General features: G+C 44.5%; 21 protein-coding genes. 6 read left to right on the top strand and 15 right to left on the bottom strand.

The genetic code is table 11. The features are described 5' to 3' along the window. Positions 1 to 48: 48 nt before the first annotated feature. Positions 49 to 489 (top strand): SRPBCC family protein, encoded by a 441-nt coding sequence (locus tag AABK40_RS03580; protein WP_332921060.1) that lies wholly within the window; start codon positions 49 to 51, stop codon positions 487 to 489. Here the strand turns inward: AABK40_RS03580 and AABK40_RS03575 are convergent, their stop codons facing one another. The 5 genes from AABK40_RS03575 to AABK40_RS03555 form a co-directional block, all read right to left on the bottom strand. Continuing rightward, on the bottom strand, positions 490 to 2,343 hold the full coding sequence (locus AABK40_RS03575) for a peptidylprolyl isomerase (protein WP_332921061.1): 1,854 nt from the start codon (positions 2,341 to 2,343) through the stop codon (positions 490 to 492). An 82-nt stretch (positions 2,344 to 2,425) separates the two neighbouring features. After that, positions 2,426 to 4,093 carry an AMP-binding protein gene (locus AABK40_RS03570; protein ID WP_338397666.1) on the bottom strand — a complete coding sequence of 556 codons (1,668 nt, stop codon included), beginning with the start codon at positions 4,091 to 4,093 and terminating at the stop codon, positions 2,426 to 2,428. A gap of 132 nt (positions 4,094 to 4,225) precedes the next feature. Beyond that, complete coding sequence (locus AABK40_RS03565) at positions 4,226 to 4,822, bottom strand: OmpW family outer membrane protein (RefSeq protein ID WP_332921063.1); 597 nt, start codon at positions 4,820 to 4,822, stop codon at positions 4,226 to 4,228. 93 nt (positions 4,823 to 4,915) lie between these two features. Further along, on the bottom strand, positions 4,916 to 6,055 hold the full coding sequence (locus tag AABK40_RS03560; protein ID WP_338397665.1) for a glycoside hydrolase family 10-like protein: 1,140 nt from the start codon (positions 6,053 to 6,055) through the stop codon (positions 4,916 to 4,918). A gap of 6 nt (positions 6,056 to 6,061) precedes the next feature. After that, positions 6,062 to 7,150 (bottom strand): carbohydrate-binding family 9-like protein, encoded by a 1,089-nt coding sequence (locus AABK40_RS03555; protein WP_338397664.1) that lies wholly within the window; start codon positions 7,148 to 7,150, stop codon positions 6,062 to 6,064. Positions 7,151 to 7,302: 152 nt separating this feature from the next. Between AABK40_RS03555 and mnmL the strand changes: the two genes are divergently transcribed. After that, positions 7,303 to 8,268 (top strand): tRNA modification radical SAM protein MnmL/YtqA, encoded by a 966-nt coding sequence (mnmL, locus tag AABK40_RS03550; protein WP_338397663.1) that lies wholly within the window; start codon positions 7,303 to 7,305, stop codon positions 8,266 to 8,268. Positions 8,269 to 8,569: 301 nt separating this feature from the next. Continuing rightward, a complete protein-coding gene (locus AABK40_RS03545; protein ID WP_332921067.1) occupies positions 8,570 to 9,058 on the top strand; it encodes an Hsp20/alpha crystallin family protein in 489 nt (162 codons plus the stop codon). A gap of 79 nt (positions 9,059 to 9,137) precedes the next feature. Here AABK40_RS03545 and AABK40_RS03540 read toward each other — a convergent pair whose 3' ends face one another. The 10 genes from AABK40_RS03540 to AABK40_RS03495 all read right to left on the bottom strand — a co-directional run bounded on the left by AABK40_RS03540 (position 9,138) and on the right by AABK40_RS03495 (position 23,034). Further along, a complete protein-coding gene (locus tag AABK40_RS03540) occupies positions 9,138 to 12,311 on the bottom strand; it encodes a hypothetical protein (protein WP_332921068.1) in 3,174 nt (1,057 codons plus the stop codon). Positions 12,312 to 12,689: 378 nt separating this feature from the next. Continuing rightward, complete coding sequence (rodA, locus tag AABK40_RS03535; protein ID WP_338397662.1) at positions 12,690 to 13,970, bottom strand: rod shape-determining protein RodA; 1,281 nt, start codon at positions 13,968 to 13,970, stop codon at positions 12,690 to 12,692. After that, on the bottom strand, positions 13,970 to 15,766 hold the full coding sequence (mrdA, locus tag AABK40_RS03530; protein ID WP_338397661.1) for a penicillin-binding protein 2: 1,797 nt from the start codon (positions 15,764 to 15,766) through the stop codon (positions 13,970 to 13,972). Before mrdA ends, rodA begins: the two co-directional genes overlap by 1 nt. After that, entirely contained in the window at positions 15,759 to 16,283 is a 525-nt protein-coding gene (locus tag AABK40_RS03525; RefSeq protein WP_332921071.1) for a Rod shape-determining protein MreD, read from the bottom strand. The genes mrdA and AABK40_RS03525 overlap by 8 nt, the downstream gene beginning before the upstream one ends. Further along, positions 16,283 to 17,116, bottom strand: coding sequence for a rod shape-determining protein MreC (gene mreC, locus AABK40_RS03520; protein WP_332921072.1), 834 nt, complete (start codon positions 17,114 to 17,116; stop codon positions 16,283 to 16,285). Before mreC ends, AABK40_RS03525 begins: the two co-directional genes overlap by 1 nt. Positions 17,117 to 17,259: 143 nt before the next feature. After that, entirely contained in the window at positions 17,260 to 18,291 is a 1,032-nt protein-coding gene (locus AABK40_RS03515) for a rod shape-determining protein (RefSeq protein ID WP_332921073.1), read from the bottom strand. 328 nt (positions 18,292 to 18,619) lie between these two features. After that, positions 18,620 to 19,192 carry a hypothetical protein gene (locus AABK40_RS03510; RefSeq protein WP_332921074.1) on the bottom strand — a complete coding sequence of 191 codons (573 nt, stop codon included), beginning with the start codon at positions 19,190 to 19,192 and terminating at the stop codon, positions 18,620 to 18,622. A gap of 166 nt (positions 19,193 to 19,358) precedes the next feature. Continuing rightward, positions 19,359 to 20,156 (bottom strand): type IX secretion/gliding motility protein PorT/SprT, encoded by a 798-nt coding sequence (gene porT, locus AABK40_RS03505; RefSeq protein WP_332921075.1) that lies wholly within the window; start codon positions 20,154 to 20,156, stop codon positions 19,359 to 19,361. Then, positions 20,105 to 20,827 (bottom strand): bifunctional demethylmenaquinone methyltransferase/2-methoxy-6-polyprenyl-1,4-benzoquinol methylase UbiE, encoded by a 723-nt coding sequence (gene ubiE, locus AABK40_RS03500; protein ID WP_332921076.1) that lies wholly within the window; start codon positions 20,825 to 20,827, stop codon positions 20,105 to 20,107. The genes porT and ubiE overlap by 52 nt, the downstream gene beginning before the upstream one ends. 176 nt (positions 20,828 to 21,003) lie before the next feature. Beyond that, entirely contained in the window at positions 21,004 to 23,034 is a 2,031-nt protein-coding gene (locus tag AABK40_RS03495; protein WP_338397660.1) for an OmpA family protein, read from the bottom strand. A gap of 483 nt (positions 23,035 to 23,517) precedes the next feature. Here AABK40_RS03495 and yihA point away from each other — a divergent pair, with 483 nt between their 5' ends. From yihA to AABK40_RS03480, 3 genes are all read left to right on the top strand, one after another. Next, on the top strand, positions 23,518 to 24,135 hold the full coding sequence (gene yihA, locus AABK40_RS03490; RefSeq protein WP_332921078.1) for a ribosome biogenesis GTP-binding protein YihA/YsxC: 618 nt from the start codon (positions 23,518 to 23,520) through the stop codon (positions 24,133 to 24,135). A gap of 87 nt (positions 24,136 to 24,222) precedes the next feature. Then, positions 24,223 to 24,654, top strand: a complete 432-nt coding sequence (locus AABK40_RS03485) for a DUF5606 family protein (RefSeq protein WP_332921079.1) — start codon at positions 24,223 to 24,225, stop codon at positions 24,652 to 24,654. A gap of 113 nt (positions 24,655 to 24,767) precedes the next feature. Continuing rightward, on the top strand, positions 24,768 to 25,805 hold the full coding sequence (locus AABK40_RS03480; RefSeq protein ID WP_338397659.1) for a quinone-dependent dihydroorotate dehydrogenase: 1,038 nt from the start codon (positions 24,768 to 24,770) through the stop codon (positions 25,803 to 25,805). Positions 25,806 to 25,940 lie beyond the last annotated feature (135 nt).

Below are 25,940 nucleotides of genomic sequence, written 5' to 3'. Positions count from 1 at the left end.
ATCAAGAATGATTAATTTGTTATAAGTAATAACAAATTGAACATTTCTATGAACAGAACTTTTACATGTCATGAGACCATCCCCTGCACACCACACGATTTGTGGCAGTTTATCATAGACTTCAATAACATGCCGATGTGGCTCAAGGATGTGAACAAGATTCAGCAAATTAGTCCCAACCAGTTTGAGGTATTTATTCAGTCGGAAACAGGTGGGCAGTCTTTTGTTTCGGTCTTTCAGCTTAAAGAGGTTATTGAAGAAAAGAGCTTCACGATTTCCTCCGTTATTGCCGGCTTTCTGATCGAGTATAAATATCAGATCATTGACTCCTTCGAGCAATGCAAAGTTACGCTTGAAGTGGTTTGTGAAGGGAAAAATTCCCTGTGGAAAAGCCTCGCTCCCCTCATGTCCTGGCTGCTTCGCCCTTCTGACAAAAGGATTCTGACCAACCTCAGGGAAGCGATTATCCTGCACCTTGCCGAAGCTTAATTATTTCTTTTTAAGCTTCACCTTTGTAATCTTATCCCCAACCCCCAATCGGTTAATTGTTTCCATGCCGTAAACAACTTTCCCGAAAATCGTGTACTTGCCATCCAATCTTGGAACGGCCTGATGAGTAACAAAAAACTGACAGCTTTCCGTGTCTTTCCCTGCGGAGGCCAAGCCCACCATGCCTGTACTGTAATGGTGCTCATCAAATTCAGAAGGAAGTACCCAGTCCATTCCGCCAAAACCATCACCACGCGGACAGGCGCCCTGCACCACAAAATTCGGCACTACCCGATGGAATGTTTTTCCTGTATAATATTGCTCATTCCACAATTTCATGAAAGCCGTAACCGCCGTTGGTGCCTTTTCAGGATAGAGTTCCATAACAAAGCCACCCTGGGTTGTATAAAATTCAAACTGCGGGTGTGGCGGCAGAAAAGACAACACTTGCCAGTCTATGGGTAATTTTTTTGTGGGAGCGGCAAACTGTGGCTTACGCTTCTGATAACTCGCCAATACTTTTTCTATTTCATTATAGGCTTCCAGATCACGCGGCATTACACATTTGGCTTTTGCTGCCGACAGCTGTCCTTCAAATTCGCGGAAACTTTCTTTATGCTTCCCAATGAAGGTTGCAGCGTAATAAATGGCACCCACATCGCCAGATGCCAGCGCCTGCACCATCACCTTGTTGAAGGCCGTTTGCTTGAGCGGATTTTCTGCCCAGTATTTTGATGCCCAAAGATTCATCGCTTCATATACAAATGAAGCCGCCAACGTATCAGCCTTCGTCAGGGCATCTTTCAGTAACACAAAACCACCTTCATGTTTTGCCAAACCACGGTATAATGCCGCTTTCTGATAAATATTCTGGCAGGTATCCAATACAGGCTGAAGTACCGAAAGTGGGGCGTGTTGACCGATAAAATAAGCCTTTACCACCTCATTCTGAATACTGTCGGCTTCGGTAACGGCAAGGAAATCTGCATTGCGCGTACCTTCGGCCATTTGTTGCGCCACGGTGAATATTGGGCTGTACAAATATTTTTGAACCGTCGGCAGGTCTTCCCTTTTCCAGCCTGACTTTATTGCCTGAATGACGGCTACGGCTACATTGGGCTTCAGGCTTTTGGTCAGCATACTTTTCAGCACTTCCTCAGTCCCTTTTATTCTGCCAAATGCTTTGATCAACGGCACCTCAATCTCCTGCGACATCGGTTGTGCAAGCATGAGCTCCAAACCTTTCTGCAACTGCGCCTGCGGCTGAAGATAGTCCGCAAGAAGTTGAGCCGCAGCAATTCTTGTTTCTTCAGGCAACTGCTCATTTTTCAGCGCTTTCATGGCTTTGTCTTGCGCCATAATCTCCACATTTCCCTGCACAGCAGCGTAATACAGTCCTCGGAAGGTCCCTGCCGTAGGTGGTGAAGACACTAAAATTGGAATCGCGGACTTATTTTCCGCACACTTCCCCAATGCCATACGAACTTCCTCTTTTACCGCCTCCTCTTTCGCTCTGTACAATGCCGATTGTAAAGCAGGTACGGCTTGCACTGCATGCAGCTGCCCCAAAGCAAAAGCGGCGGCACTCACCACCTGCGGGTTTTTATCGGCCAGTGCCGACTTCAGTGCATTGATGCTGGTCGGGTCCTGAACACTTCCAAGCGCTGTGGCAGCCATTCGCCGAATATCGCTATGGTCATCTTGCAGATAAATCAGCAATGAATCAGCCTGGCGGTTATTTTGTAACTCATGAATATGTTTCCATTGCTGATAGCTTTCCCCCTCATCGGAGGCATATGGTGTACAGGAAATCAGCCCTAAAAAAAGAGACAGGAGATAGATAGAATACTTCATTGGTGATTATAAATAAAAATATTAAGCGACAAGATACAAAAAAGCCGAGGATTCAACTTCCTCGGCCCTTTAACAATATTTTTTATTTTAATAATCGTCGCATGATTTTCCCAACACTCGACTTTGGCAACTCCTCCCTGAAGGCAAAATGTCTTGGCCTTTTATAGGCCGTCAGGTGTTCACGGCAGTAGCTACGAATTTCTTCTTCGGTTAGGCTGTCGTCCTTTTTCACGATAAAGGCTTTTGGCACCTCCGTTGATTTTTCATCAGCGACCGCACAAACGCCTACCTCCAGCACTTTAGGATGGGAAGAGATGACCGCCTCAATTTCATTGGGGAATACATTGAAGCCAGAAACATTAATCATCTCCTTTTTTCGGTCTACCAGGTACACGAAACCATCTTCGGCAATATAGGCAATATCTCCTGTACGTAAATAATCCCCATACATGACCTCGGCCGTTTCGCTGTCGTTGTTCCAATAGCCCGCCATTACTTGCGGACCTTTCACGCACAACTCCCCTCTTTCCCCTAAAGGCATTTCCTCATTCTGCTCCCCTAAAATCTTCAGATCCGTGGATGGGTAAGGAATCCCGATAGAACCCTGCCGAATATTATCATGGAAAGGCTGACAGGAAACCACCGGAGAGCATTCGGTCAGGCCATAGCCCTCACGCAAAACAACGCCTGTTTTTGCTTCCCATTTCGTGGCCACATGCTCCTGCACGGCCATTCCTCCACCAATTGATAATTTCAGTTTATCGAACTTCAACTGATCAAACATCGGGTGGCTCATCATCCCATTGAAAAGGGTATTGACTGCCGTAAATATGGTAACATCATGCTTCTTCCATTCCCCGAGGAAGGCTTTCATATCCCTCGGGTTCGCAATCAGCACATTTTTACAGCCATACTGAAAGAAGGTCATGAAATTAACCGTCAATGCAAAAATATGATATAGCGGCAAGGCCGTTACAACAACTTCTGTGCGCTCTTCCAGCAGGTTGCGCATCCAATGCACATGCTGTTCCGCATTGGCGAGCATATTTTTATGCAAAAGCTTGGCTCCTTTGGAGAGACCCGTAGTTCCGCCAGTATATTGCAGGAAAGCGATATCCTCCGGTTTGATTTGAACTGGGGTGAACGTTGCCTGCTGTCCGGCTTTCATGGCCTGCTTGAAAGTAACCGCTTTGGGCAAGTGGTAAGCGGGAACCATCTTTTTAACTTTGCGGACCACAAAATTAACAATTGTCCCCTTCAGTACCCCAAGCATATCCCCCATGCTGGCCACAATAACATGTTTAAGTGAAGGCACATCGTCAATCACTTTTTCGAGGGTTTCAGCAAAATTTTCGAGGATGACCAAAGCCGAAATATTGGCATCATTAAACTGATGCTCCATTTCCCTTGCCGTATAAAGTGGATTGGTATTTACGATGATCAGCCCAGCTCTCATGGCGCCAATCAAACAGATGGGATATTGCAGAATGTTGGGCATTTGCAAAGCGATACGGTCTCCTTTTTTCAATCCAAGAGACTGTAAATAAGCCGCAAACTGATCTGACAACCGGTCAAGATCCTGATAGCTGATCTTGGCCCCCATACTTTCAAAGGCCACCAAGTCGGAATATTTGTCCATTGCAACAGACAACATCTCCACCAAGGAAGCATACATATCACCCGAAATTTGTGTCGGGACTCCCTCTTCATATTGCGCCAGCCACGGCTGACAAGTATTTTCATCAATCATATAAACGAACCAAAAAAATGGTGTGATACTGAAATATCACTAGATTTTTACGGCGCAAAATGCAAAAAAATAGTGGATTTAGCGATTATGAAATCAACAAATCCACCTTCTTAATATGATTTTGAATAAATTTTAATACTGATATTTTACGAAGCGATATGCCAGCCCAAAGTTAAACTGCAAAAACTGCAAATTCTCGCCTTCTACAAAGACATGATTATAGCGGAAGCCCAAGTTCAACTCAATGGTTTCTGTCAGGGAATGATAAAAACCAAGTTCGGGCACAAAACCGAAGTAAGAACCCTCATTGATCTCCTCCTTGTCGTAGCCAACAAAAACCTCCTCCGTAAAATAATACTGCCCGCCACCCAGGCCAACATAAGGTTTCAGCGCCCAATCCAGGGGAAGATAATAATTGGCTTGCACCATCATGGGAAATACCTTCGTGGAAGTCCCGATGGGAATATTACCTCCCGGCCCGGTACCTATGGAGGTTTGTAATTTAAAATCATTCACCCCGGCAGTCAGGCTTACACTTAGCTGCTCGGGCATGATGAAATATTCAAGGGAAAAATGCCCACCACGGCCGCTGTAACTCGGGTAATAATCATTGAAAGTTCCCAGGGGTTGCGCCATGGAATACTGGGCAGTCATCCGAAACCGCTGCGCCTCGGCAAAAAAAGCAGTAAAGACGAAAAAAGCGGTAACCAAAAAAAATCGAAGCATCATATTACAGGTAGATTGTTTAGGTATTTCGATATACGAAAACCTCCCTGAAAAATAATACTTCGACTTCTGTTTTTTTAAAAAAAGACTTAGAAATTACAAGGTACCTTCCTTGTGCAGTTCTTCGAGCACTTCCCATTGCGATTCTGTAATGCCCCCAAGCGAGAACAGGGAAACACCCTTGGCGCCATGCGACAAAGAGGTACGGATGGCCTCTTCAAAATCGGCCTTCTTTTTCAGGTCGGGCAAGAAAAGTCCGCTGTAAAGTTGGGTGTTTTTATCCTGCAGGTGATTTACACCCCAAGCCACTTGCTCGCCAACCCAGCCAACCGGCTTTTCATAAAAGCCATTGTAAAGCATCGGGAGTACGGCGTCCATATGCCAGGTTTTCCAGTCCTGCTTCACACTCCTCCAGTTCGGAAATACTGCCGCAGAGATCATTTTATTATGCTGATGAACCTCTGGCACAAAAAGATCATTCACCAAATGAGTGATCAGGTCCATACGGAATTGTCGCCAGTCTTCGTTTTTTGTAGGGTCATCCATGTCAAGGGGATCCTGGCCGTATTGCTCCTTAAACTTATTCCGGCAACGGTCGCAATAGCAGTAGTCGTATTGCGGGTATTCCTTATCTTGAACAATGCCATAATTTTTCCAAAGCCCCTTGGCCAGAATTACGTCGGGGTGACGGATATAGTCGAAATGAATCCCATCCACATCATAATTACACAACTCCTTAACCGTTCCAAGGATAAACTGCTGCACCTCGGGGTTGGAAGGACACATAAAGCGGTAATAATTCACATAGGCCGGTGACACCGCCGAAGATTCCCCCTTACGATTAACATTGTACCAGTCCTGATGATTTTCATAATAGGCCGGATTATTATTCGGCATCGTCCACATCCATGCGTGGCATTCCAGTCCGGCGCCATGCACCAAAGGCAGCATCCGTTCGAGCCATTTGGCTTTTACGGGTAAACGCTTGGAGCCAAAATAAGCTTGATTCCCGGCATACACCTCCAACAAAACGGCATCAAAACCTACGGCTTTCAGTCGCTGAAATTCTGCCTGCCACTGAGCATCTGTTTTTTCGAGGTCTGGAGTAATCCATGCCCAGTTTTTCGCTTGTTCAATTTCTGTAGCTGTTGATGTCCCACAAGAAGTCAGCAGACTAATCCCTGCCAACAATCCCAGCCACCCGATTGGGAATTTCAAAAAATCAAAAAATTTCATATCCTGTTATTTTAAATTTTCTACAATCAGTTTTCCTTCCATGGTCACAAAATAACGCTTCGTCCGTGCTGCGTTGGAAGCTCCTACCGACAACACCGGACCGTCATAAAACTGGACGGCCACTGCTTTTTCCGGCGCCCATTCCTCAACCTGCAAATTCGCCAACTCGGTATAATGCCCGTGTTGCGCTTTGTATTTGCGTTGTTCATCAATGAGGGTAAATAAATATTGCTGAAGAGCATAATCCGGATCAGCGATAAAATCTTCTTTCCCATCACCTGCCTTCAGGTCCGAAAACTGCAAATACCCCCAGCGATTAGGCCGGTGCATATCAATTTTCCCCGTAGGTACCCAAACCCAGTTGTACTCCGGCAAAGGCTTTCCGTCGTCCCCTTTTACTTTCACATATTGCCCATTTTCCTTATGCAATTCATACTGCACGCGCGAAAAGTTCAGGCGCCACTGTTCTCCGGATTTTGGTTTTGCCCGACGGGCAGATAATTCATTCAGGCTACTCCAGGGCATGGCAATTTCAATTCCCCAGCCTCGGTCTTTATCCGACGGATCATTCAGGGTACCATCCAGATGCACGGCTGTTTTCATCCCCTTAATATCCCAGTCAAATACGGGCTTCCCTCCAAAGCGATAAGGCTGTGTCAGCAGTAAATCCCATTCGGTTCCGAGTGCATTGATTTCAAACTCGTAGTAATGCTGTCCGTCATTATTTGGGTCGATAAACACTTCAAAATCATTGTCGAGATAAATGATGGACTCCCTTTCTGTGAGCGTCGCCCAGAGATCAGGCTCCTCAAGATAAGTGTAGAAGTACAGGTATTCATCATCCCAAAGCATTTTCACTTTGGTATCAAACTTCGGCAAAGGCCGTGAATCCCCCTCAATATCCCGAAAGGAATTGGTCCATGGAACCTTATTCCAAACCGCCTCATCGGCTTTTCCATCAATATTTATAGGCTGATCTGTGCGGTAGCAAACATACCCTTTGGCACGGCCCTGCGCGTAGGCCGACCCACCGATCAGGAAAGCCAGAAATACAATCCAACAACTGTTATTCATCATCAAAAAATTTCTTTTCAAAGGCTTCAATTTATCCTCCTTCCCATACATTGGGGTTACACGGTGGGGTAAAGATCCCTTTCAGCACGACTAAAATACACATTTTATATCATGGCACTTTAGTTGCTCTGATTTTATATGCAAATCACGCTTTACCTTTTTACCTTTGCGCAATGATTACAGAAGAACAAAAAGCCCCAATATTTTGGAACACCAACCGACGGTACAATGCTTATTCGGATCACCTGAAGCAAACTTTCGGTGGACGAGTACAAAAAGTATCGATCAACGCAGACTTTACCTGCCCGAATCGTGATGGATCCCTCGGCAGGGGGGGCTGTACATTTTGTAATAATGAAAGCTTTACGCCAAGTTACGTTAAGCAGCACCCTTCCATTACTGACCAGCTGAATGAAGGACTGAAATTCCTTAAACAACGCTATAAGCGCACCGCGCACTTTGTCGGCTATTTCCAGTCGTACACCAATACCTATGGAAGTTTGGAGGCCATCAAAAAAGTATATGATGAAGCACTTTCGCATCCTGATATTGACGGCCTGGTGATTGGCACACGCCCTGATTGCATTACCAATGAGCAACTTGACTACCTGCAGGAGCTTGCAAAGAAATACATTATCGTCCTGGAGTTTGGCATAGAATCCTGCTACAACGACACCCTCGAGAGCGTAAACCGTGGCCATACTTTTGAAGATGCCGTGGATGCTATCCAAAGAGCTGTTGGGCGAGGTTTTCATGTGGGGGGGCACTTAATGTTTGGCTTTCCAAACGACAGCCGCGAAAGGATGCTGGAACAGGTAACACTGATCAATGAACTTCCGATGGATTCCATTAAATTTCATCAGCTTCAAATTGTTAAAGGAACCGTGATGGCCAAACAATACAAGGACTATCCGGAGCAATTCGACTTTTTTGGGGTGGAGGATTATATTGATTTTGTGATCAACTTTGTAGAGCGAATGCGCCCAGACTTGCAGATACAGCGATTCACCAGTGAGGCTCCGCCAAGCATTAAGATCGCGCCGCACTGGGGCATGATGCGCGGCTTCAGCTTGCTCGAACAAATAGAGAAGCGAATGGAAGAGAGAGATACCTGGCAAGGGAAATACTACACGAAATAACTTACAACACCTCAGTGATGGGGTGTTTTTTTTGTGCCCCATTTTTTGGCTCAATTTGGTCGAATTTGGCCCATGATTCTTATAGCAGATCGGGAACAACAAACTGAACTGCGACAGACAGGGAACTAAAACAAGTAAAAACCAGCCATTATGGCACTTAATTTTTCAAAAAAACATAAATTAAAGACATTATGTCAGCTTAAATGACTCGAAGTTTGTCTATTTGACTTAAAAATTGGATTGGTACAGGAGTTGATCAGGATGAATTGTATTTGATAATAAAACCTAAACAACAAAAGATATGATGACGATTAGCAACCCAAGAACAATGGTTCAAAATGCCAATGAATTATTTAAAGTTTTGGACCGCAATTTCGGATCACCACTTGGCGCTGACCAAGTACAATATCAAGTGCCTGTGAATGTTTTTGAAACGCCAAACGGCTTCAGAATTGAGCTGATTACTGCGGGCTATCGAAAAGAAGACTTGAACCTGAGTGTAAAAAACAATTTACTGACAGTATCGGCAAGCCTTCAGCAAGTAGAAAAAGCCACAGAAAATAAAGCGGAAGAAGCCGCCGAGACTGATAAAGCAACGGAAGCAGCACCAAAAAATGAAGATAAAGTGATTCGCCGAGAATTTCACCTTAATGGTTTTGAGCGTTCTTTTAAAATCCCTAAAACCATCGATCTTGAAAGCATTACCGCCACTTTCAATAATGGCATTCTAACCTTAGAGATGACCAAAATTGAAGAAGTGGACTTGGTGAAAAGAATTGAAATTCAGTAATCTATTAGCGTGTGTACGCGCCAATAAATAGCCTTAAAAACAAAAAACTCCCTGATTGATCTCAGGGAGTTTTTTTTGTTTAGTTGAAACTGCGTTTCAATAATATTTTTGAGGTCATCAGCTTGGACTCATTGCCTGCCTCATCTCTAAATTTGATGTACAATACTTTTTCGCCGTCGCCTCCCGGAAGCTCAATCTTCTTCTCTTCGCGGTACGGTTCCCATTTTCCTTTTGAGAAAGAGGGCGAATAATCGATCATCATCTGACGGGCTTTATTCGCCTGAATTTTTAGCACCACCGACTTCTTGCTGTCATTGGTATATTTAGCACCATTATTTATGACAAAGTTCACGCCTTCCGGAGGTGTAACATCAGAATAAATAGAGGCCGAGACGATCGCCGACTCATTGCCTGGCTCATCTTTAAACTTGGCGTAAAGTGTTTTTTCACCATCAGGCCCTTTGAACTGATAGACCATCCGCGAGTTATAAGGCTCCCATTTGGCATTATCAAAAGATTTATGCTCTGAAACCATCATGTATTTCGCTCCCAATGCTCTCAGCTTAACCTTTACCTTACGCTCAGGATGAGTCGTAAATGTAGAGTCATTATTCAGTTGCACACGGCATTGAACAGGTGCTTCACGATCCAGAATAATTCGTCCAAAATAAGAAGGTGTTTCCACTTTTGCCTTATTTCTAAATTTGGCAAACACGGTTTTCACGCCATCGCCCCCATCAAGCTTAATGGTTTTGGTGCTTTGGAAAGGCTCCCATTTGGCATTGGCAAAATGCTCCCAATTTGAGATCATCATCTCATCTGCTTCTTTCACATCGAAGTTCAGCTCCACAGCTTTATCTTCCTTATTGGTGTATTTCTGTCCGTTATTAATTTTAAAGCTCGCCACTTCCACCTGGGTGGTAACCAAACTCACTTTTTTCTGCACAGGCTTACTGATGTTTCCTGCGTAATCTCGGCAGTACACATAAATCTCTTGCTCCCCTTCGGCATCCGAGAGCGTCCACGAGCTCAACGGCTCGTAATTTTTCCACACCGAACGGTCTTCCAATTCCGACTGTGTCAGTGCCTGACCAGAAATGCATACAAAATTGGCCCCATCGGCTTTCACCTCAACCGGAATACGGCGATCCCGGGCAGTTACATAAAAGACATCATTATTGACCTTTACTTCCTGAATCACGGGCGCCTTGGTGTCCCGCATAATTCTTGCGTAGACGGGGTCGGTAGTAATTTTTGCTTTGTTACGGAACTTGGCATAAACCATTTTCATCCCCTCGCCTTTAGGAAGTGTGTAATATACTTCTGATTTGTAAGGCTGCCATTTCGCTCCTGCAAAAGTCTCATCGTTGGAGAGCATCATTTCATGGGCGCCTTCCACTTCCAGCGAAACTTTCACTTTAGGCTCCATGCTATTGTGCCATTTGCTGCCATCATTCAACCTGAAAACAACTTTTGTAGGCTTGGAACGGTCCAAAGTAACAGAACCTACAATCGTTTCAGAAATATTCCCCGCTTTGTCTCTTAACTGAAGATAAACATTCTTCAGACCATCATCACCTGCCAAAATCCATGGACGAACCTCTTCAAGAACTGGGCGCCACGGTGAACGGGTAAAATCATTAATATTGCTGATACGCATGGCCTGTGCATCAGCGCCCGCGGTAATATTCAAAGCAGTTACTTTATCTTTTGCCGTTACGAAGGGCTCCCCACCATTCACCACCAAACTACCTTCAGGAGGCGTTTGATCTAAAATTACTTTTGTGGAAATCGGCTCGGAAACATTCCCTACCTCATCTTTGAATCGGGCGAACACGGTTTTCGGACCGTCCTCGGCAGAAAGCGTCAGTAGAGTGCGGGTTTCATAAGGCAACCATTCTGCACTATTATTGAAAGAAGGTGACTCGCTGACCTGCATAAATTTGGCATCGATGGCCTTCATGTGTACAGAAACTTCACGTTTGGCGATATATTCCTCGCCTTTTTGCACCTGAATTCTCAGCCCCTTAGGGTAAGTTCTTTTCAGGAATATTTTCGTTTGATAAACATCGGAAACATTGCCCAGAAGATCTGTAAGGCGCACATAAACCGTTTTCACACCATCTTCACTGGCTTCAAGTTCCCAAGGAATTTTAGCCTGATAAGGGAAAGTATTCGATACCGCAAACATGGCATCATTACTAATCTCAAGATGTTTAACATTGGATGGTTCCTTAACAACAATCCCGAGGTCCACCTGCCCTTTAGGGCTTGAGGCATATCGTTCACCGCCATTAATTTTAAAGGTAACCACTTCAGGCCCTTTGCGGTCAAGTTTGATTTCAGCAACCACAGGTGAGGTCGTTCTGTTTTTGGCCTTATCCATAAAGAACACGGCTATTTTTTTTAAGCCATCTTCTCCTTTAAGCTTCCAGTCCAGTTCCATATAGCCACTCGACGATGGCTTGAACTTCAATACCTCTGCCACTTCATGATCCACCAACCTGATCATGTCCAAATCCATGGCTTTGATTTTCAGGCGCACCTCTTGATCATTCGTCACTTCCTGCCCATCATTGATGATGAGCTCACCACCAGTCGGTGCCTGACGATCCAATTGAATAGACGCCTTCAATAATTCTGAGCGGTTACCCGCACGGTCTTCAAGTATTGCATACACCGACTTGATGCCGTCACTATTGGCATCAAGATTCCACCGCATCACTTTTTCCATGGCCATCGGTTTCACCGATAATGGATTATCATGATTTGACAGATAAATGCGGGAAGCTTCAGAACTTTCAAGTTGCAGGATTACCCGCCCCTGATGATCGTTGGTGTACTCATTGCCATCATTGATTTTTAACGATCCCACCGGAGATTGTCGGTCAATAACTACGGTGGCATAATCAGAAGGAGATACATTTCCTGCTTTATCCTTGAATCGAAGATGAATTTTCTTCAGGCCATCCCCACCGGTTACCTGATAGCTAATTCCATCCATTTTAAAGGGATGCCATTTGGCTTTGGCAAAACTTGGATCTTCAGAAAGCTGCATCTGATCAATAAACCCTTTGGTAGAAGGCTTCACCAATTCAAAACTGACTTTTATGAAAGTAGAATTGGTATATTTCTTACCATCCTCAAGAGTAATACGTGCCACTTTATTGGTCTGGGCATGCACTTCCGTCGTTGCCCATGTAAAAAGCAAACAGATAAGAAAGGCAGCAAAAAAGCCCTTTGAGTGAATCATGGTTGGTTGGGTAAAATTTCTCAATAGGTTGAAGCAATGATTAAAAACAGAAATTACAATACTTAATTTAATCAGATTTCTATAAAGTAGAAAAAGGCAATTGTTTCTATTTTGACTACTTTAACACAGAAATAATGGTAAAAATAATCATCTATGAGAAACAAACTAAATTATATTAGCTCAATTTCATTAAAATAGCGATTCTTCTGTATTCCATGCCTCCTGAGAAAAAATATGCTTGAAAATATTGAAGTAATAATTAGGTAGAGATTCCTTAAATTAATTCAAATTTCAACTGATTTTCAAAAATTATAAATAAAAACGCCTGCTTTAGTGTTCAAATAACATCAAGCAGGCGTTTTTTTATTTTCATTCAAGCTATCGGGCCATCATTTGCATACGGTGTGCATCCAGCTTGATAAAGATAAATATCAGCATGGTAAATGCCCAGAGGGAGGAGCCCCCATAACTCACCAGTGGCAGCGGAATCCCAATTACGGGAAACAGGCCGATGGTCATGCCGACATTCACAAACCAGTGAAAAAATATAATCGAGACCACACAATAACCATACACCCGCACGAAGCGGGATTTCTGTCGTTCGGCTAAAAATATCAGCCTAAACATAAACAAGGCAAACAGCAGCACTACCCCTGCCGAACCTACCCAGCCATGTTCCTCTCCGATGGTACAGAAGATAAAGTCAGTACTTTGTTCAGGGACAAAATCAAACTTCGTTTGTGTCCCATGTAAAAAACCTTTGCCCCAAAAACCACCAGAACCAATGGCAATTTTGGCTTGCGTTACATTCCAGCCAACACCGAGCGGATCCCCGTCAGGGTCAATAAATGCCTTCACACGCCCCTGTTGGTGAGGCTTAAAGATGTTGAACACCACATAATGCACCCCTACCGATACCATACAGAGAAAGCCCAGACTTACCACCACCATGGCTATCCGCTTTTTGGTTTTCTCGCCAATAGCAATAATGAGTACCGCCACAGCCAGCAAACCCAGGGTTACGGCAACAACGGGATACAGCAAAGAGAGCAAACTCACCGCCCCAATAACGGTTGGAATCACCAGGACCAGGCCGGTTAATCCCTCGCGGTAAAAAGCCAGTACCAGAATCAGGAATACCATCGCCGAACCCACATCTCCCTGAAGGACAATCAGTGCCATGGGAAGTAAAATCAGCATCGCCGCCCTTACATAAGTCATGAGTTTATCCATCTTCATGGAGGGGGAGGAGAGGAATTTCGCTACACCAAGGGCCGTGGCAAATTTGGCAAACTCTGCGGGTTGCAACCTGAAAGCACCAATTTCCAGCCAAGATTTTGAGCCTGCCACCTCGCGACCGAAGATCAAAACGATGACCAAGGTAAGCATGACCACCCCATAAATGACATAGGCGAAAGAATCGAAAAATTTGAAATCAACTGCCAGGATACCCGTTACCAATACGATGGTCGTTCCGACCCACAGCAACTGTTTTCCGGAATTCAGTCCCAGGTCAAAAATACTGCGATGGGCTTCCTCGTTATAAACGGCGGCATAGATGTTCAGCCAGCCGACAAATACCAGCATGAAAAACAACAATACTGCAAGCCAGTCCAAGTTCCCCAGAAACCTGCCTTTTCTTTGAATCTGATCTTCCATTAGTATAAGAAATCTCCTTTCAACACATATTTTTCCATCCATGGCCGCGTAATGTGACCACGAACATATTTCTCCAGAACAAGCCCAGAGATCGCCGTTGCCGCACGGCCACCCCATCCTGCGTTTTCAACATACACTGAAACCGCAATTTTCGGGTGCTCCACAGGCGCAAATGCCATGAACACCGAGTGATCCGGACCGTGTGGGTTTTGAACGGTACCCGTTTTTCCTGCAATCGGAAAATCTTTGATATAAGCCCGGGTGGCCGTTCCCTGCACTACCTGTTCCATCCCTTTGATCACCTCGTCATAATAAGCAGGGTCTATATTGGTTTCATGCTTAATGGTATATTTCTCCAGCGGGCCGTTACCATCAACATCTTTGATCAGGTGTGGCGTATAGAAATAACCTCGATTGGCCAGCAACGCCCCCATATTGGCCATCTGAATCGGCGTCACCAAAACCTCTCCCTGCCCAATTGCAAGAGATTGAATATTGGAGGCTTTCCATCGGTTATGCCCATAATAGCGGTCATAAAATGCAGAGCTTGGAATATAGCCTTTCTTCTCTCCTGGCAAATCTATACCAAGCCGTTGCCCCAGCCCAAACCGCAGCATATAAGAGTGCCACTTATCGAGCCCAAGGCGGGAATCCACAAAAGTATTGGAATCTACTCCCCTGTTCAGCACCTCTTTGAACACTTTTACAAAAAAGTTATTTGAAGAGTATTTGATCGCACGCTGAATATCGAACAGTCCGATAGGCGCATGGTCACCGATCAGTTTATGATCACAATAAATTTTCTCACCAGGCCGAATCACTCCTTCCTGCAAAGCCACCAGCGCTTGAAGCGTTTTAAAGATGGAACCCGGAGGGTAGGCAGCCATTATTGGACGGTTGAACAGCGGCTTCAAAGAATCGCCGTAAAGCTTGCCAATATTTTTCCCGAGTAACCGACCCGACAACAGTCCGGGGTCATAATCAGGTGCTGATACCATGGCCAGAATTTCTCCGGTGCTTGGCTCAATAGCCACCAGCGACCCCACCTTGCCTTTCATCAGTTTCTCTGCATAGGCTTGCAGGTCGAGGTCAATTGTAGAGGTCAGGTTTTTACCAGGAACCGAAAGCGTATCATACTCTCCGCCCTGAAATGATCCCTTCACCACCCCACGGACATTCACCATTTTATAACTTGCTCCGCGTTGTCCACGCAGGTATTCTTCATAATAAGATTCCAGCCCACTACGGCCGACATAATCCCCTTCTCGGTAATACTTCAGGGTGTCTTTTTTTAGCTGCCGCGGAGGAATTTCACCAATATAACCCAGTGCGTTGGCTGCGGATTTATAATTGTAGCCCCTGACCGTACGCGGAGAGACATACACACCGGGAAAGTCAATCAGGTAACTTTCAATCTCGGCAAACTCTTCCTTGGTCAGCTGTTTTTTAAGCGTAGAAGCTTTCACCCAGGAATAGCGTCGGGCCTTTTTCCATAGCTTGTCAAAATCCTTATGCGGAATATCAAAGCGCTGACAGAAGGCTGCCGTATCCACATTCTTAAATTCTTTGGGAACGATTTTGATGTCGTAAACAGGGTCGTTATAGACCATCAGGTGATTATTCCTGTCCGAGATCATCCCTCTGAAGGGATAACTGACAAAGCGTTTCATCACGTTGTTTTGTGCGGCAGATTTGTAGTCATCATCAATCACCTGCATGTAAAACAACTTACTGCAGAACAAAATCGCCACTGATGCAATCAACAACTGAATGACTATTCTCCTGCTATTATTCATAAGACTTTCGTTTTACGCGGTAGAACAATGATTGCGACAACACGATCAAAATGAAGGTCAGCAACATACTGAACGATGATTTGACCAGCAGATTGACGGGCATGGCGAACCCTCCTGCCTGAATAACAAAAAGCAGGAAGTGATGAACAAAAATCAGCGGCAGGGCATAAGCCGCAAACCAGTTGAAGCCATAGTTTGAAACCAAAGGCAAAGTGCCGGCATCATAACCACCTTTGGGCATAATCATCCCCATCCATTTTGGGCGCAAATACGCCAATGCCACCATTGCCGCTGCATGAATTCCCATAGAATCGTAAAACCAGTCCACTGCAAGGCCAGAAAGGAAACCCAACACCAGCAGGGTTGATTTATCGGTATCAACAGGCAATAAAAGAAGAAAAGCGACATAAATCATGATAAAGCCACTGCCAAACAAGGCAACCCCTTTGAACACCAGCACCTGAATCAACAGGTAGACAAAGAAGTGAACGATCTGTAAAATATTATTGCCTTTCATTACTGTTTCTTACTTTCTTGTTCAAGAGCATTTTGCTCCTCTTTCAACTTGTTCTCTACCACATAAAGGTAACTCAAAGAAGAGAAATCGGTGGCCAGCTTTAAGCGGATACGGTAAAATACCGCCTGCTCGGGCACCTCAAAAGAGGCCACTGTACCGATCATGGTATTTTTTGGAAAAATCCCATCGAAGCCAGAAGTACGAACCGTATCACCTACCGACAACCTGACGTGCCGCGGCACATAGTTCAGGTCGGCCATCTCATAATCTTCCCCAGGCCAGTTAACAGAACACAGCGCATTGGCCGGCTGCAATTTGGCAGACACCAGGAATTTGTTGTTCAGCATCGAAACCACCGTCGCATAGTGCTGACTCACAGATTTTACTTTACCGACCACCCCATTAGGGCCAATCACCCCCATATTGGGCTTGAGGCCATCCATCGCACCTTTGTCGATGGTAATGTAATTGTGGTAAACATCAATAGAGTTATTGATCACCTGTACCGGTGTAAATTTATACTGATTAAGGCGCACGCTATCTGCTGAAAACTCATTGGACCAAAAATAATTGGTCGCCTCAGCCATCATCAGCGCCGAGCGCAGGTGGGCATTTTCAGCGGCAAGTTGTTCATTAACCACCTTGAGATTAAAATAATCGGACACCTCCTTTTTGTTTTCATACACCGTACCGATTGCCCGGTTAGAGGTATGAAAAAAGGCAATACTCTGATAAGAGTTATTGGAGACGATAAGCCAACCACAAATCAGTTCCAGTATTAAGAATAATACCAGCCCCCGAAAGCGGTAAATAAAGAAAAAGAGTTCACGCATTGATAATACGAATTGACAAAAAGCGTAAAAATGAAAAATTCAACACCCGACCCGCAATTGTGGCCAAATGTTGAATTGTAATTTTTTAAATGTAGGACGATAACATACCGCAGTAACTTATCGCCCCAGGGATCTTGTAAAGATTAGGTCATCAACACGGCACGGTTACCATCCATATGTTTCAATGATTTTCCTGTACCACGAACAACCGCTCTTAATGGATCGTCAGCCACATGAATCGGCAATTTGGTCTTTAACGCCAAACGCTTGTCAAGGCCACGAAGCAAGGCTCCACCACCAGTAAGGTGAATACCATTATCATAAATATCTGCCGACAATTCCGGTGGAGCAATCTCCAGGGCTTTCAATACGGCTTCTTCAATTTTAGATACTGATTTATCAATCGCGAAAGCAATTTCTGAATATGAAATCGAAACCACTTTTGGAATACCTGTCATTAAATCACGTCCACGGATTTGGTAATCCTCAGGTGGCTCATCCAGCTCAGTAAGCGCTGAACCAACAGCCACTTTTACTTTTTCTGCGGAGCGTTCCCCAATCAGTAAATTGTGCTGACGGCGCATATAATCCAGGATATCTCTGTTGAAGGTATCACCTGCTACACGAATCGACTGATCACAAACGATTCCCGAAAGTGCAATAACGGCGATCTCGGTGGTTCCCCCTCCGATATCCACGACCATTGACCCTACGGGCTGTTCGATATCAATACCAATCCCTAAAGCGGCAGCAATAGGTTCATGAATCAAATATACTTCCTTAGCACCTGCGTGTTCTGCGGAGTCACGTACGGCTCTTTTCTCCACCTCTGTAATTCCGGAAGGAATACAGATCACCATGCGGTGATTGGTAAATGAAGGTATAAAGCGATTACGTGTGTCGATCATTTTGATCATCCCCCTAATCATTTGCTCTGCTGCGTGGAAATCTGCAATCACCCCGTCTTTCAAAGGTCGGATTGTCTTGATTGACTCATGCGTTTTTTCGTGCATCTGCATGGCCTCATGCCCAATCGCCAGCACTTTATTGGTGTCACGATTAATGGCAATGATTGAAGGCTCGTCAACGACAATTTTATCCTTATATATGATGAGAGTGTTGGCAGTTCCAAGGTCTATAGCAATGTCACTTGTTAAAAAGTCGAAAAAGCCCATGCTCCTTATAAAACGAATTAAATATAATTTCCTACCAATTTACAAAATACACAAAATACCTTAGGGTATGCTGTGTAATCTGCTTTTTTATCCCTGAATTCTTGAAAATACCAACAAGCAATGGCCTGCTGTTACGCTTCGATATTAAATTCAAGGCTTTACAGTTCAAAGTTCCAAAATACGAGGCATAAACAAAAGAACTTTAGGACGATTTATCTGAAAAAAAACAGTTTGGTGGAAATCGAATGACTCAAATTAAAATTTGATTTAAAAAAAAGGCTGATTCCGGAAAAGAATCAGCCCAAAGTATCGAAAGTCGTGATAAACACTAAAATCTTTTCCCGACAGAGAAGCCGTAAGAGATTGTTTGGTAAACATCCTTGTAATCATAAGTTACCGAAGGAGTGATTTGCCATCCGTCGCCAAATTCAATTTCATATTCAAGGCCTGTTTTGATGACAAAGAAATTCTCATCCTCCTCGGCAAAAGCATGTTCATAACCAGGCCCGGCAAATACCGATAAACCCTTCAGGAACTCATATTTACCAACAACACCAAGGATCATGACATTCTCACGTCTGACTTCCTCTTCTGCTTCTGTTGAATTTTCCGGACGCACAGAATATTGGTCCAATTCCACATCGCCAGTAAATCCAACACTCCAGCGCTCGCTCAGCTTGCGGAAATAATCCAGGCCTATTGCAGGCACCCAGTTACCGGTATTGTCCAGCCCTTCAGCCTCCACATAGTGCTTCTTGGGAATGAAGGTGAAGCCTGTATATATGTTCAGGGAGTTCAGTAAGGAGTTTTCTTCTTCATGATGATTTTCCTGGGCAACGGCTTGCCCTGCAACACCCAAAGATGCTACAACTAATGCGATAACAAGTAGTTTTTTTAACATGGTTAAGTTTATTGTACTTTAAAGCATCTAAGCGTTTCTTAGACATTATGAGCCAACGTCTGAAAATATCAAAAACCTTTCCAAACCAAACGCTTCGAATACATATCAATAATTTACGAACTAATAATAGTCCATAAAAAAACCTCCGCAGGGGAGGTTTGTTCTATTATTGAAAATTAAAGTACAAAGTAATACTGTTGGTCGAAAGCCGGTCAATGCCGGTGGCAATCGGCCTGTTGGGGTTAGGTCCTTTCATGTCAACCAACCCATGCGAGAAACGAATTTCCGGAGAAAACCGGAACAAGGGATAATATAAATCAAAGCCAAAACCCAGCTCCAGGGCCATATCAAAGCCATTCATTTCAAACGATCGCTCTTTCTCCTTCTTTCCGGTCACCTCCACCGAAGGGTTAACCCCACCAATAAAGTAAGCACGGACATTCCCCCGCCTTTGCGATTTCAGCTTCAGCAGGATGGGCAACTCAAAACGGACGTTCTCAATATTGTCGCTATGCGCCCTGAAGGGTGCATCACCAGGCTGCCCGACGGCATCGTCGGTAACATAGGTATATTGCAGCCCGAAATCATAAAAACCGGCCTTGGGTGTTACCCGCAGGTCCAGGGCTTCAAACAGCTTAAAATTGGCAATGAACCCCACCCCCAAAGACAATTGCCGATTGGTGGTGATGGACGTTACGGTATCCAGTGGCACGGAATTCCCATTCACATCAATGCCGGTTCCCGAGACCAGCCCAGGGCTTGTGGTCAACTTAAAACCCGACATCCCGGTAGAGATAAAAAAACCATAGTGCAGTTTTTTCTGATCAATATGCGGAAGATTAATATGAACGTTGGCCCGCTGAGCAAACAGCTGGGCCGGCATTAAATACAAACACAATAATAGCCCAAAGACTACTTTGTTGCGGTGTAAATAGAGCTTATGCCAAAGGTTAAAGGAATGCATTTGGTTTCTTTATAGCCAACATTATCAAGAATACTTGTGAAGCGTTCTCCGTCAGGGAAAGCATTGACAGACTCCGGCAAATAAGTGTATGCGGAGTCATCTTTAGAGATGATTCGCCCAACTAACGGCAACACAAACTTAAAATACGCATTATATATTTGTTTGAAAGGAAAATGGCGAGGTTTTGAAAATTCAATAATCACCAAACGGCCTCCAGGCTTCAACACCCGGCACATATCTGCCAAACCTTTCTCCAGGTTTTCATAATTCCTGACCCCAAAAGAAACGATCACCGCATCGAAGTGATTGTCTTCAAAAAGTAAACCTTCGGAATCTCCGAGGCGCATCTCTATGCGGTCTTCGAGACCCTTGGCTTTAATTTTTTGGCGCCCCATATCCAGCATCCCCTCTGAGATATCCACCCCAATCACTTTCTTTGGGTTGGCATTCAAGGCCTCGATAGCGAAATCGCCTGTTCCTGTTGCAATATCAAGGATCAGTTCTGGCTGATCTTTCTTCAGGATCTTCACGGCCTTCTTACGCCAGTAAATATCCACCCCAAGGCTAAGCACATGATTCAGAAGATCATATCGCTTGGAAATATTATTGAACATCTGGCGCACTTGTGCCTTCTTCCCTCCATCTTGGTCTTTATATGGGACTACTTTCATTGGTTACCGTGTTTGTTTAGCTCAGGTCAAGTAACAGTTTGTGGAATGTTAAATATTATACATTCGCTATGAAATTACCTGCCTGTGTTGAATGTAAACACAAAGGTAATACGATTTCGCACAGGGCAAAAAAAAGAGGCGAGATTCCCCCCGCCTCAAATCAAAATCTATGATTACTATTGCTTTGTGATTTCAAATTCAACACGCCTGTTAAGCTCACGACCTTCTTTCTCATCATCGTTGGTCGCCAATGGGCGTTCTTCACCATACCCTTTGGCCGTCATGCGGGTCGGGTCAATTCCTTTTTGCTCCAGGAAGCTAACCACCGCTTCAGCCCTGCGTAATGATAATTTCTTATTGTTTTTGGCTGAACCGACAGCATCGGTATGCCCGCTAAATTCCACGGTCATTGAAGGGTTTTCGGCAAGCATACGTTCCAGCTTGCTGAGCTCATCATAGGAAGATTCCTCCAATTTTGCCGAAGATGTATTGAAGTACACATTTCTAAGCACTCCTTTCTGTCCTTTGGCAATGCGTTGCAGCGCCACGGTGCGCTCAATATTCTGCTCGGTAATGGTGGCTTCAGGCAACTTAATTTTCATATTCTTAAACACATAGCCGGAAGCTTCCACACTCAGGGTAAAACGGTCTCCCTCGCTTGGCTTCACTTCCATCACATAGCGGCCATCCTCCTGACGTTCCGCCATCCACTTCATGCCTGACTCCGTAGATCGTAAAACAACTTTTGCCTGCATGTTCGCTTTATCAGCAGCATCCAGTACCTCAATCGCCACCCGTACCGGTGCAATAACGGCCACCACATTTTCCTCTTCAACGCCAGCAACCAGCACCTCGGGCGCTTTGGCATTTTCCGCTTCTTCCAACGCCTTTTTCGCCAGCAGTTGCTCTTCCTTCTCATACTCTTCCGGCACACGCACCATATAGATGTCCGTATAACCTAAACCATCCTCACGAACAGAAGAATAATAGCCTCGCTTGCCATCAGCAGTAGATACAAAGTAAATATCATTATCAGGGGTATTGATCGGATACCCCAAGTTTTGAGGCTCTCCCCATACACCTGCGGCACTATCGTAAACTGTTTTGAAAATATCAAAACCACCCATACCATCGCGGCCCTTAGAAGAGAAATACAAGGTTTTGCCATCGTAATCGATGAACGGACTGTCATCGTCATAAGGCGTATTGATTTCCTCTCCGAGGTTTCTTACCCTCGACCATACACCTTTATCGTCTTTCGTAGCCACGTAAATATCCAGCTTCCCTAAACCTCCGGGGCGGTCTGAGGAGAAAAACAATGCTTTTCCATCCGGCGAAATCGAAATACTGTTTTCCGAATAAGAGCTGTTCACCCGACCATTTACCGGCTCGGGCATCGACCATGAATCTGTTTCTTCATCATAATTCGACAGGTAAATATCTCCTCCGTTATCATCACGGTACAAAAACAATGTGTGTCCGTCGGCAGAAAGCGCGAGGTTGGAATCATGAAATCGGGTATTGATACCTGCACCGATATTTTTTGCCGGCTCCCACTGCCCGTCTACCTTCCGTGAATAGAAAACATCTTCGAAGTAGAAGTTATCTTTATCTACGTTTTCGTTCATATTATCTTGCTGACGGCGCGAGGTGAAAATCAGCAGGGTTTCGTCCTCGTTAAATACCGGCGCGAAATCATAGGAATCAGAGTTAATGTTACTCCCAAGATTGACAATCGTCCAGTGAGAAGGGTTCACCATAAATTTCTTTCCGTTCTCACACTCAAAAATCTTTCGGTTCACCAAGTCCATCGGCACCAAATCCTGCCCACGGTAATTCACATGGCTTTCATAATAAGATTTGTACTTGTTATAATAAAGCAGTGCGTTGTCAAAATCCATCGCATACTGATAGGCCTCCCCAATCATGAAGGGAATATCAAAACGATATTTCGGATTAAGCTCATAAAGGTGTTTGAGGTATTTTACCGCACGCTCTTTCTGTACCGTTTCCAGGTAAAGCTTTCCTGCCATATACAGTGCGCGCTGATTGTCGGGGTCAAAGTCCACCACCTGCACAAACATGTCTCTTGTCTGTGTTTTTACTGCGGTACTCCGATTAATTTCCTCCGCCATCTCGAGTAACTGACGAGCGGTTTCTTTATTAGCGTCTGCCTGTTGGGCCTGGGCAGTTATTGAAAAAAACAAACATACTAACGCGAACAAAAATGGGTATTTCCTATGATTCTTCACCTGCTTTGAAATCATGTAAGGTTGATTATAGAGATAAACAAAAAATTGGGCTGAGCGGATTATATAATTTACTTCACCCCAATTTATATTCAACTATACAATGATACTAAATAAAATATTCATCTTGACATTTATAGGCAATAAATATAATATCGATCAACAATAATCTTACATTAAACCTATCTTCAGTAATATTGAACGATTCAATGATCGCTTCATTCCGCGCCATCACCACTGTCTGTTGCCAAAAAATTCGGATTTTCGGGATATGGCACGGGTAATTTTCGACAGATAATTGACCGCTTTAACCGTGTATTTACAATTCTCTTTGACTTAATAAAAGAAAGGGTGTAAATTTGCAGTCCGCAAGATGGTGCCTTCCAGCGAACAATTTCATGCCATGGAATATTTACGCATCATTTTTGATCGAATGAAACTATGAAAATTAAATCCGCCAATTTTGTAATCAGTAATACTGATATCTCTAAATGCCCAAAAGCGAACAAAGCTGAATTCGCCTTCATTGGCCGCTCCAATGTCGGAAAATCCAGCTTGATCAACGCCTTGACGGAGCGTAAAAGCTTGGCAAAAACCTCTTCGACGCCAGGAAAAACACAGCTGATCAATCACTTTGAGATCAATGATGAATGGTACCTGGTCGATTTGCCTGGTTACGGTTATGCAAAGGTGAGTAAAACAAGCCGCAGCAAATGGGGAAAAATGATCGAAACCTACCTGAAAGCACGCGAAAATTTGCTCTGTACTTTCGTTTTGGTTGATTCACGCCATGAGCCGCAGAAGGTGGATACCGCCTTTATGAACTGGCTTGGCGAAAATGAAATCCCTTTTGTGATTGTCTTTACCAAATGCGACAAACAATCGCACACCAAGCTACAGTCCAATATTGCGAAGTACCGCAAAATTATGAAGAAAACATGGGAGGAACTCCCAACCATGATTACCACAAGCTCCGAAAGTGGCCTGGGCAGGGAAGAACTCCTTGCTTTCATCGGTGAAATTGCCGAAGGTTTCCACTCGGGCGTAGGAAATCATTAATCTTCTTTTATATCAATGGCAAATATTTTAAGTTTGCCCTCGTTTGAGAAAAAGACAAATACCTTATTTGGATAAAAATATTATAATATGAACTTTTCAGAGATTTGTGCGATTGCAGGTAAAGGTGGGCTATTCAAAGTATTGAAACCTACCCGCGCGGGAGTTATCGTTGAGAGTATCAACGAGCCTGGAAAAAAATTGGTAGCAAACGCAAACAGCCGCGTTTCTATCCTTCAAGAGATTTCTATTTACACCACTGACGATGAAGGCGCTTGTCCTTTGCGTGATGTAATGTTGAAAATTCGTGAGGAATTCGGTGAAGACCCAGGGGTGAACAGTACTTCTTCTACTGAAGAGTTGCGTTCATTCATGCGCCATATTTTGCCGAACCACGATGAAGAGCGTGTTTACACCTCTGACATTAAAAAATTAGTGAGTTGGTACAAAACGTTACTTTCGGAAGCCCCTGAGGTTTTCGAGGAGAGTGCCGATGCTGACAGCCCTGAGGCTGCCGAATAATATTATTGATAACCGCTTCCTTTTATTGGGGAGCGGTTTTTTATTGCTTTTTGTGTCAGTCCCTTCTGGGCTGCCCCATCGTTTCATCCATTTCATAAATTCTATCTAACAACGTGTACAAGTCCGTCATTCGTCCATTTTTATTCAAACATGATCCTGAAGACATTCATCATGCCATCGTCAAAATGCTGAAAGGCAGCCTGTCGATTCCATTTTCCCGCCCTATTTGCCGTGCCCTGTTCAATTTCAAGCACCCCAAACTGGAACGCGAAGTTTTCGGCATCAAGTTCCCCAACCCCGTAGGCCTTGCCGCAGGGTTTGATAAAGACGCCAAACTGATTGACGAATTTGCACAAATGGGTTTTGGCCACATTGAAATTGGCACCGTAACCCCAAAGGGCCAGCCGGGGAATCCGCGTCCACGAATTTTCCGCTTGCCGGAAGATCAGGCACTGATTAACCGCATGGGTTTTAACAACGACGGCGTAGAGGCAACCATTGAGCGTCTGAAGAAGCGTTCTTCTTCCATTATTGTTGGAGGGAACATCGGTAAAAATAAAGTTACCCCTAACGAAGAAGCATTCGAGGATTATAAATTAGCCTTTGAAGCGCTCTTCCCTCATGTGGATTACTTCACCTGTAACATCAGTTCGCCAAATACGCCTAACCTCCGTGAGCTTCAGGAAAAAGAACCCCTGAAAAAATTACTCTCTGAGGTAAAGGCACTGAACGCCACCAAAGACCAGCCGAAGCCTATTCTGCTGAAAATTGCGCCAGATTTAACCAACGAGCAGCTCAACGACATTATTGAAATCGTTCAGGAGGTGAACATTGACGGAGTGATTGCCACCAACACGACCATCGAACGTGGCGGGCTCCAAACCACCGACAACCGTATTGAGGAAATTGGTGCCGGCGGCTTAAGCGGTGCGCCACTGCGCGAACGCTCCACGGAAGTGATCCGCTATTTACACAAGCAATCCAATGGTGCATTCCCTATTGTTGGCGTAGGGGGAATCAACAGCCCCGAAGATGCCGTGGAAAAAATGAAAGCAGGTGCCGCCCTGGTACAGATTTATTCTGGCTTCATTTATCAGGGCCCTTCCTTCATGAAAGAAATCAACAAAGCCATCCTGAAAGCCGGCTTGTAAAAAGGCCCCTTCAGGATAATAAGCAACCATAAGAGCACGATTTTTTTCGTGCTTTTTTTATGTTCTCTGCCTTACCAATCGCCATTCCCCAATTTTTGCTTATCTTCGCAAATATAGATTGGGGCAATTTTTGAC

Source organism: Persicobacter psychrovividus (assembly GCF_036492425.1).
GTDB classification, from domain to species: Bacteria; Bacteroidota; Bacteroidia; order Cytophagales; family Cyclobacteriaceae; genus Persicobacter; species Persicobacter psychrovividus.
Note: the sequence above shows the minus strand (reverse complement) of the source record. Positions and strands in the feature narration are given on the sequence as shown.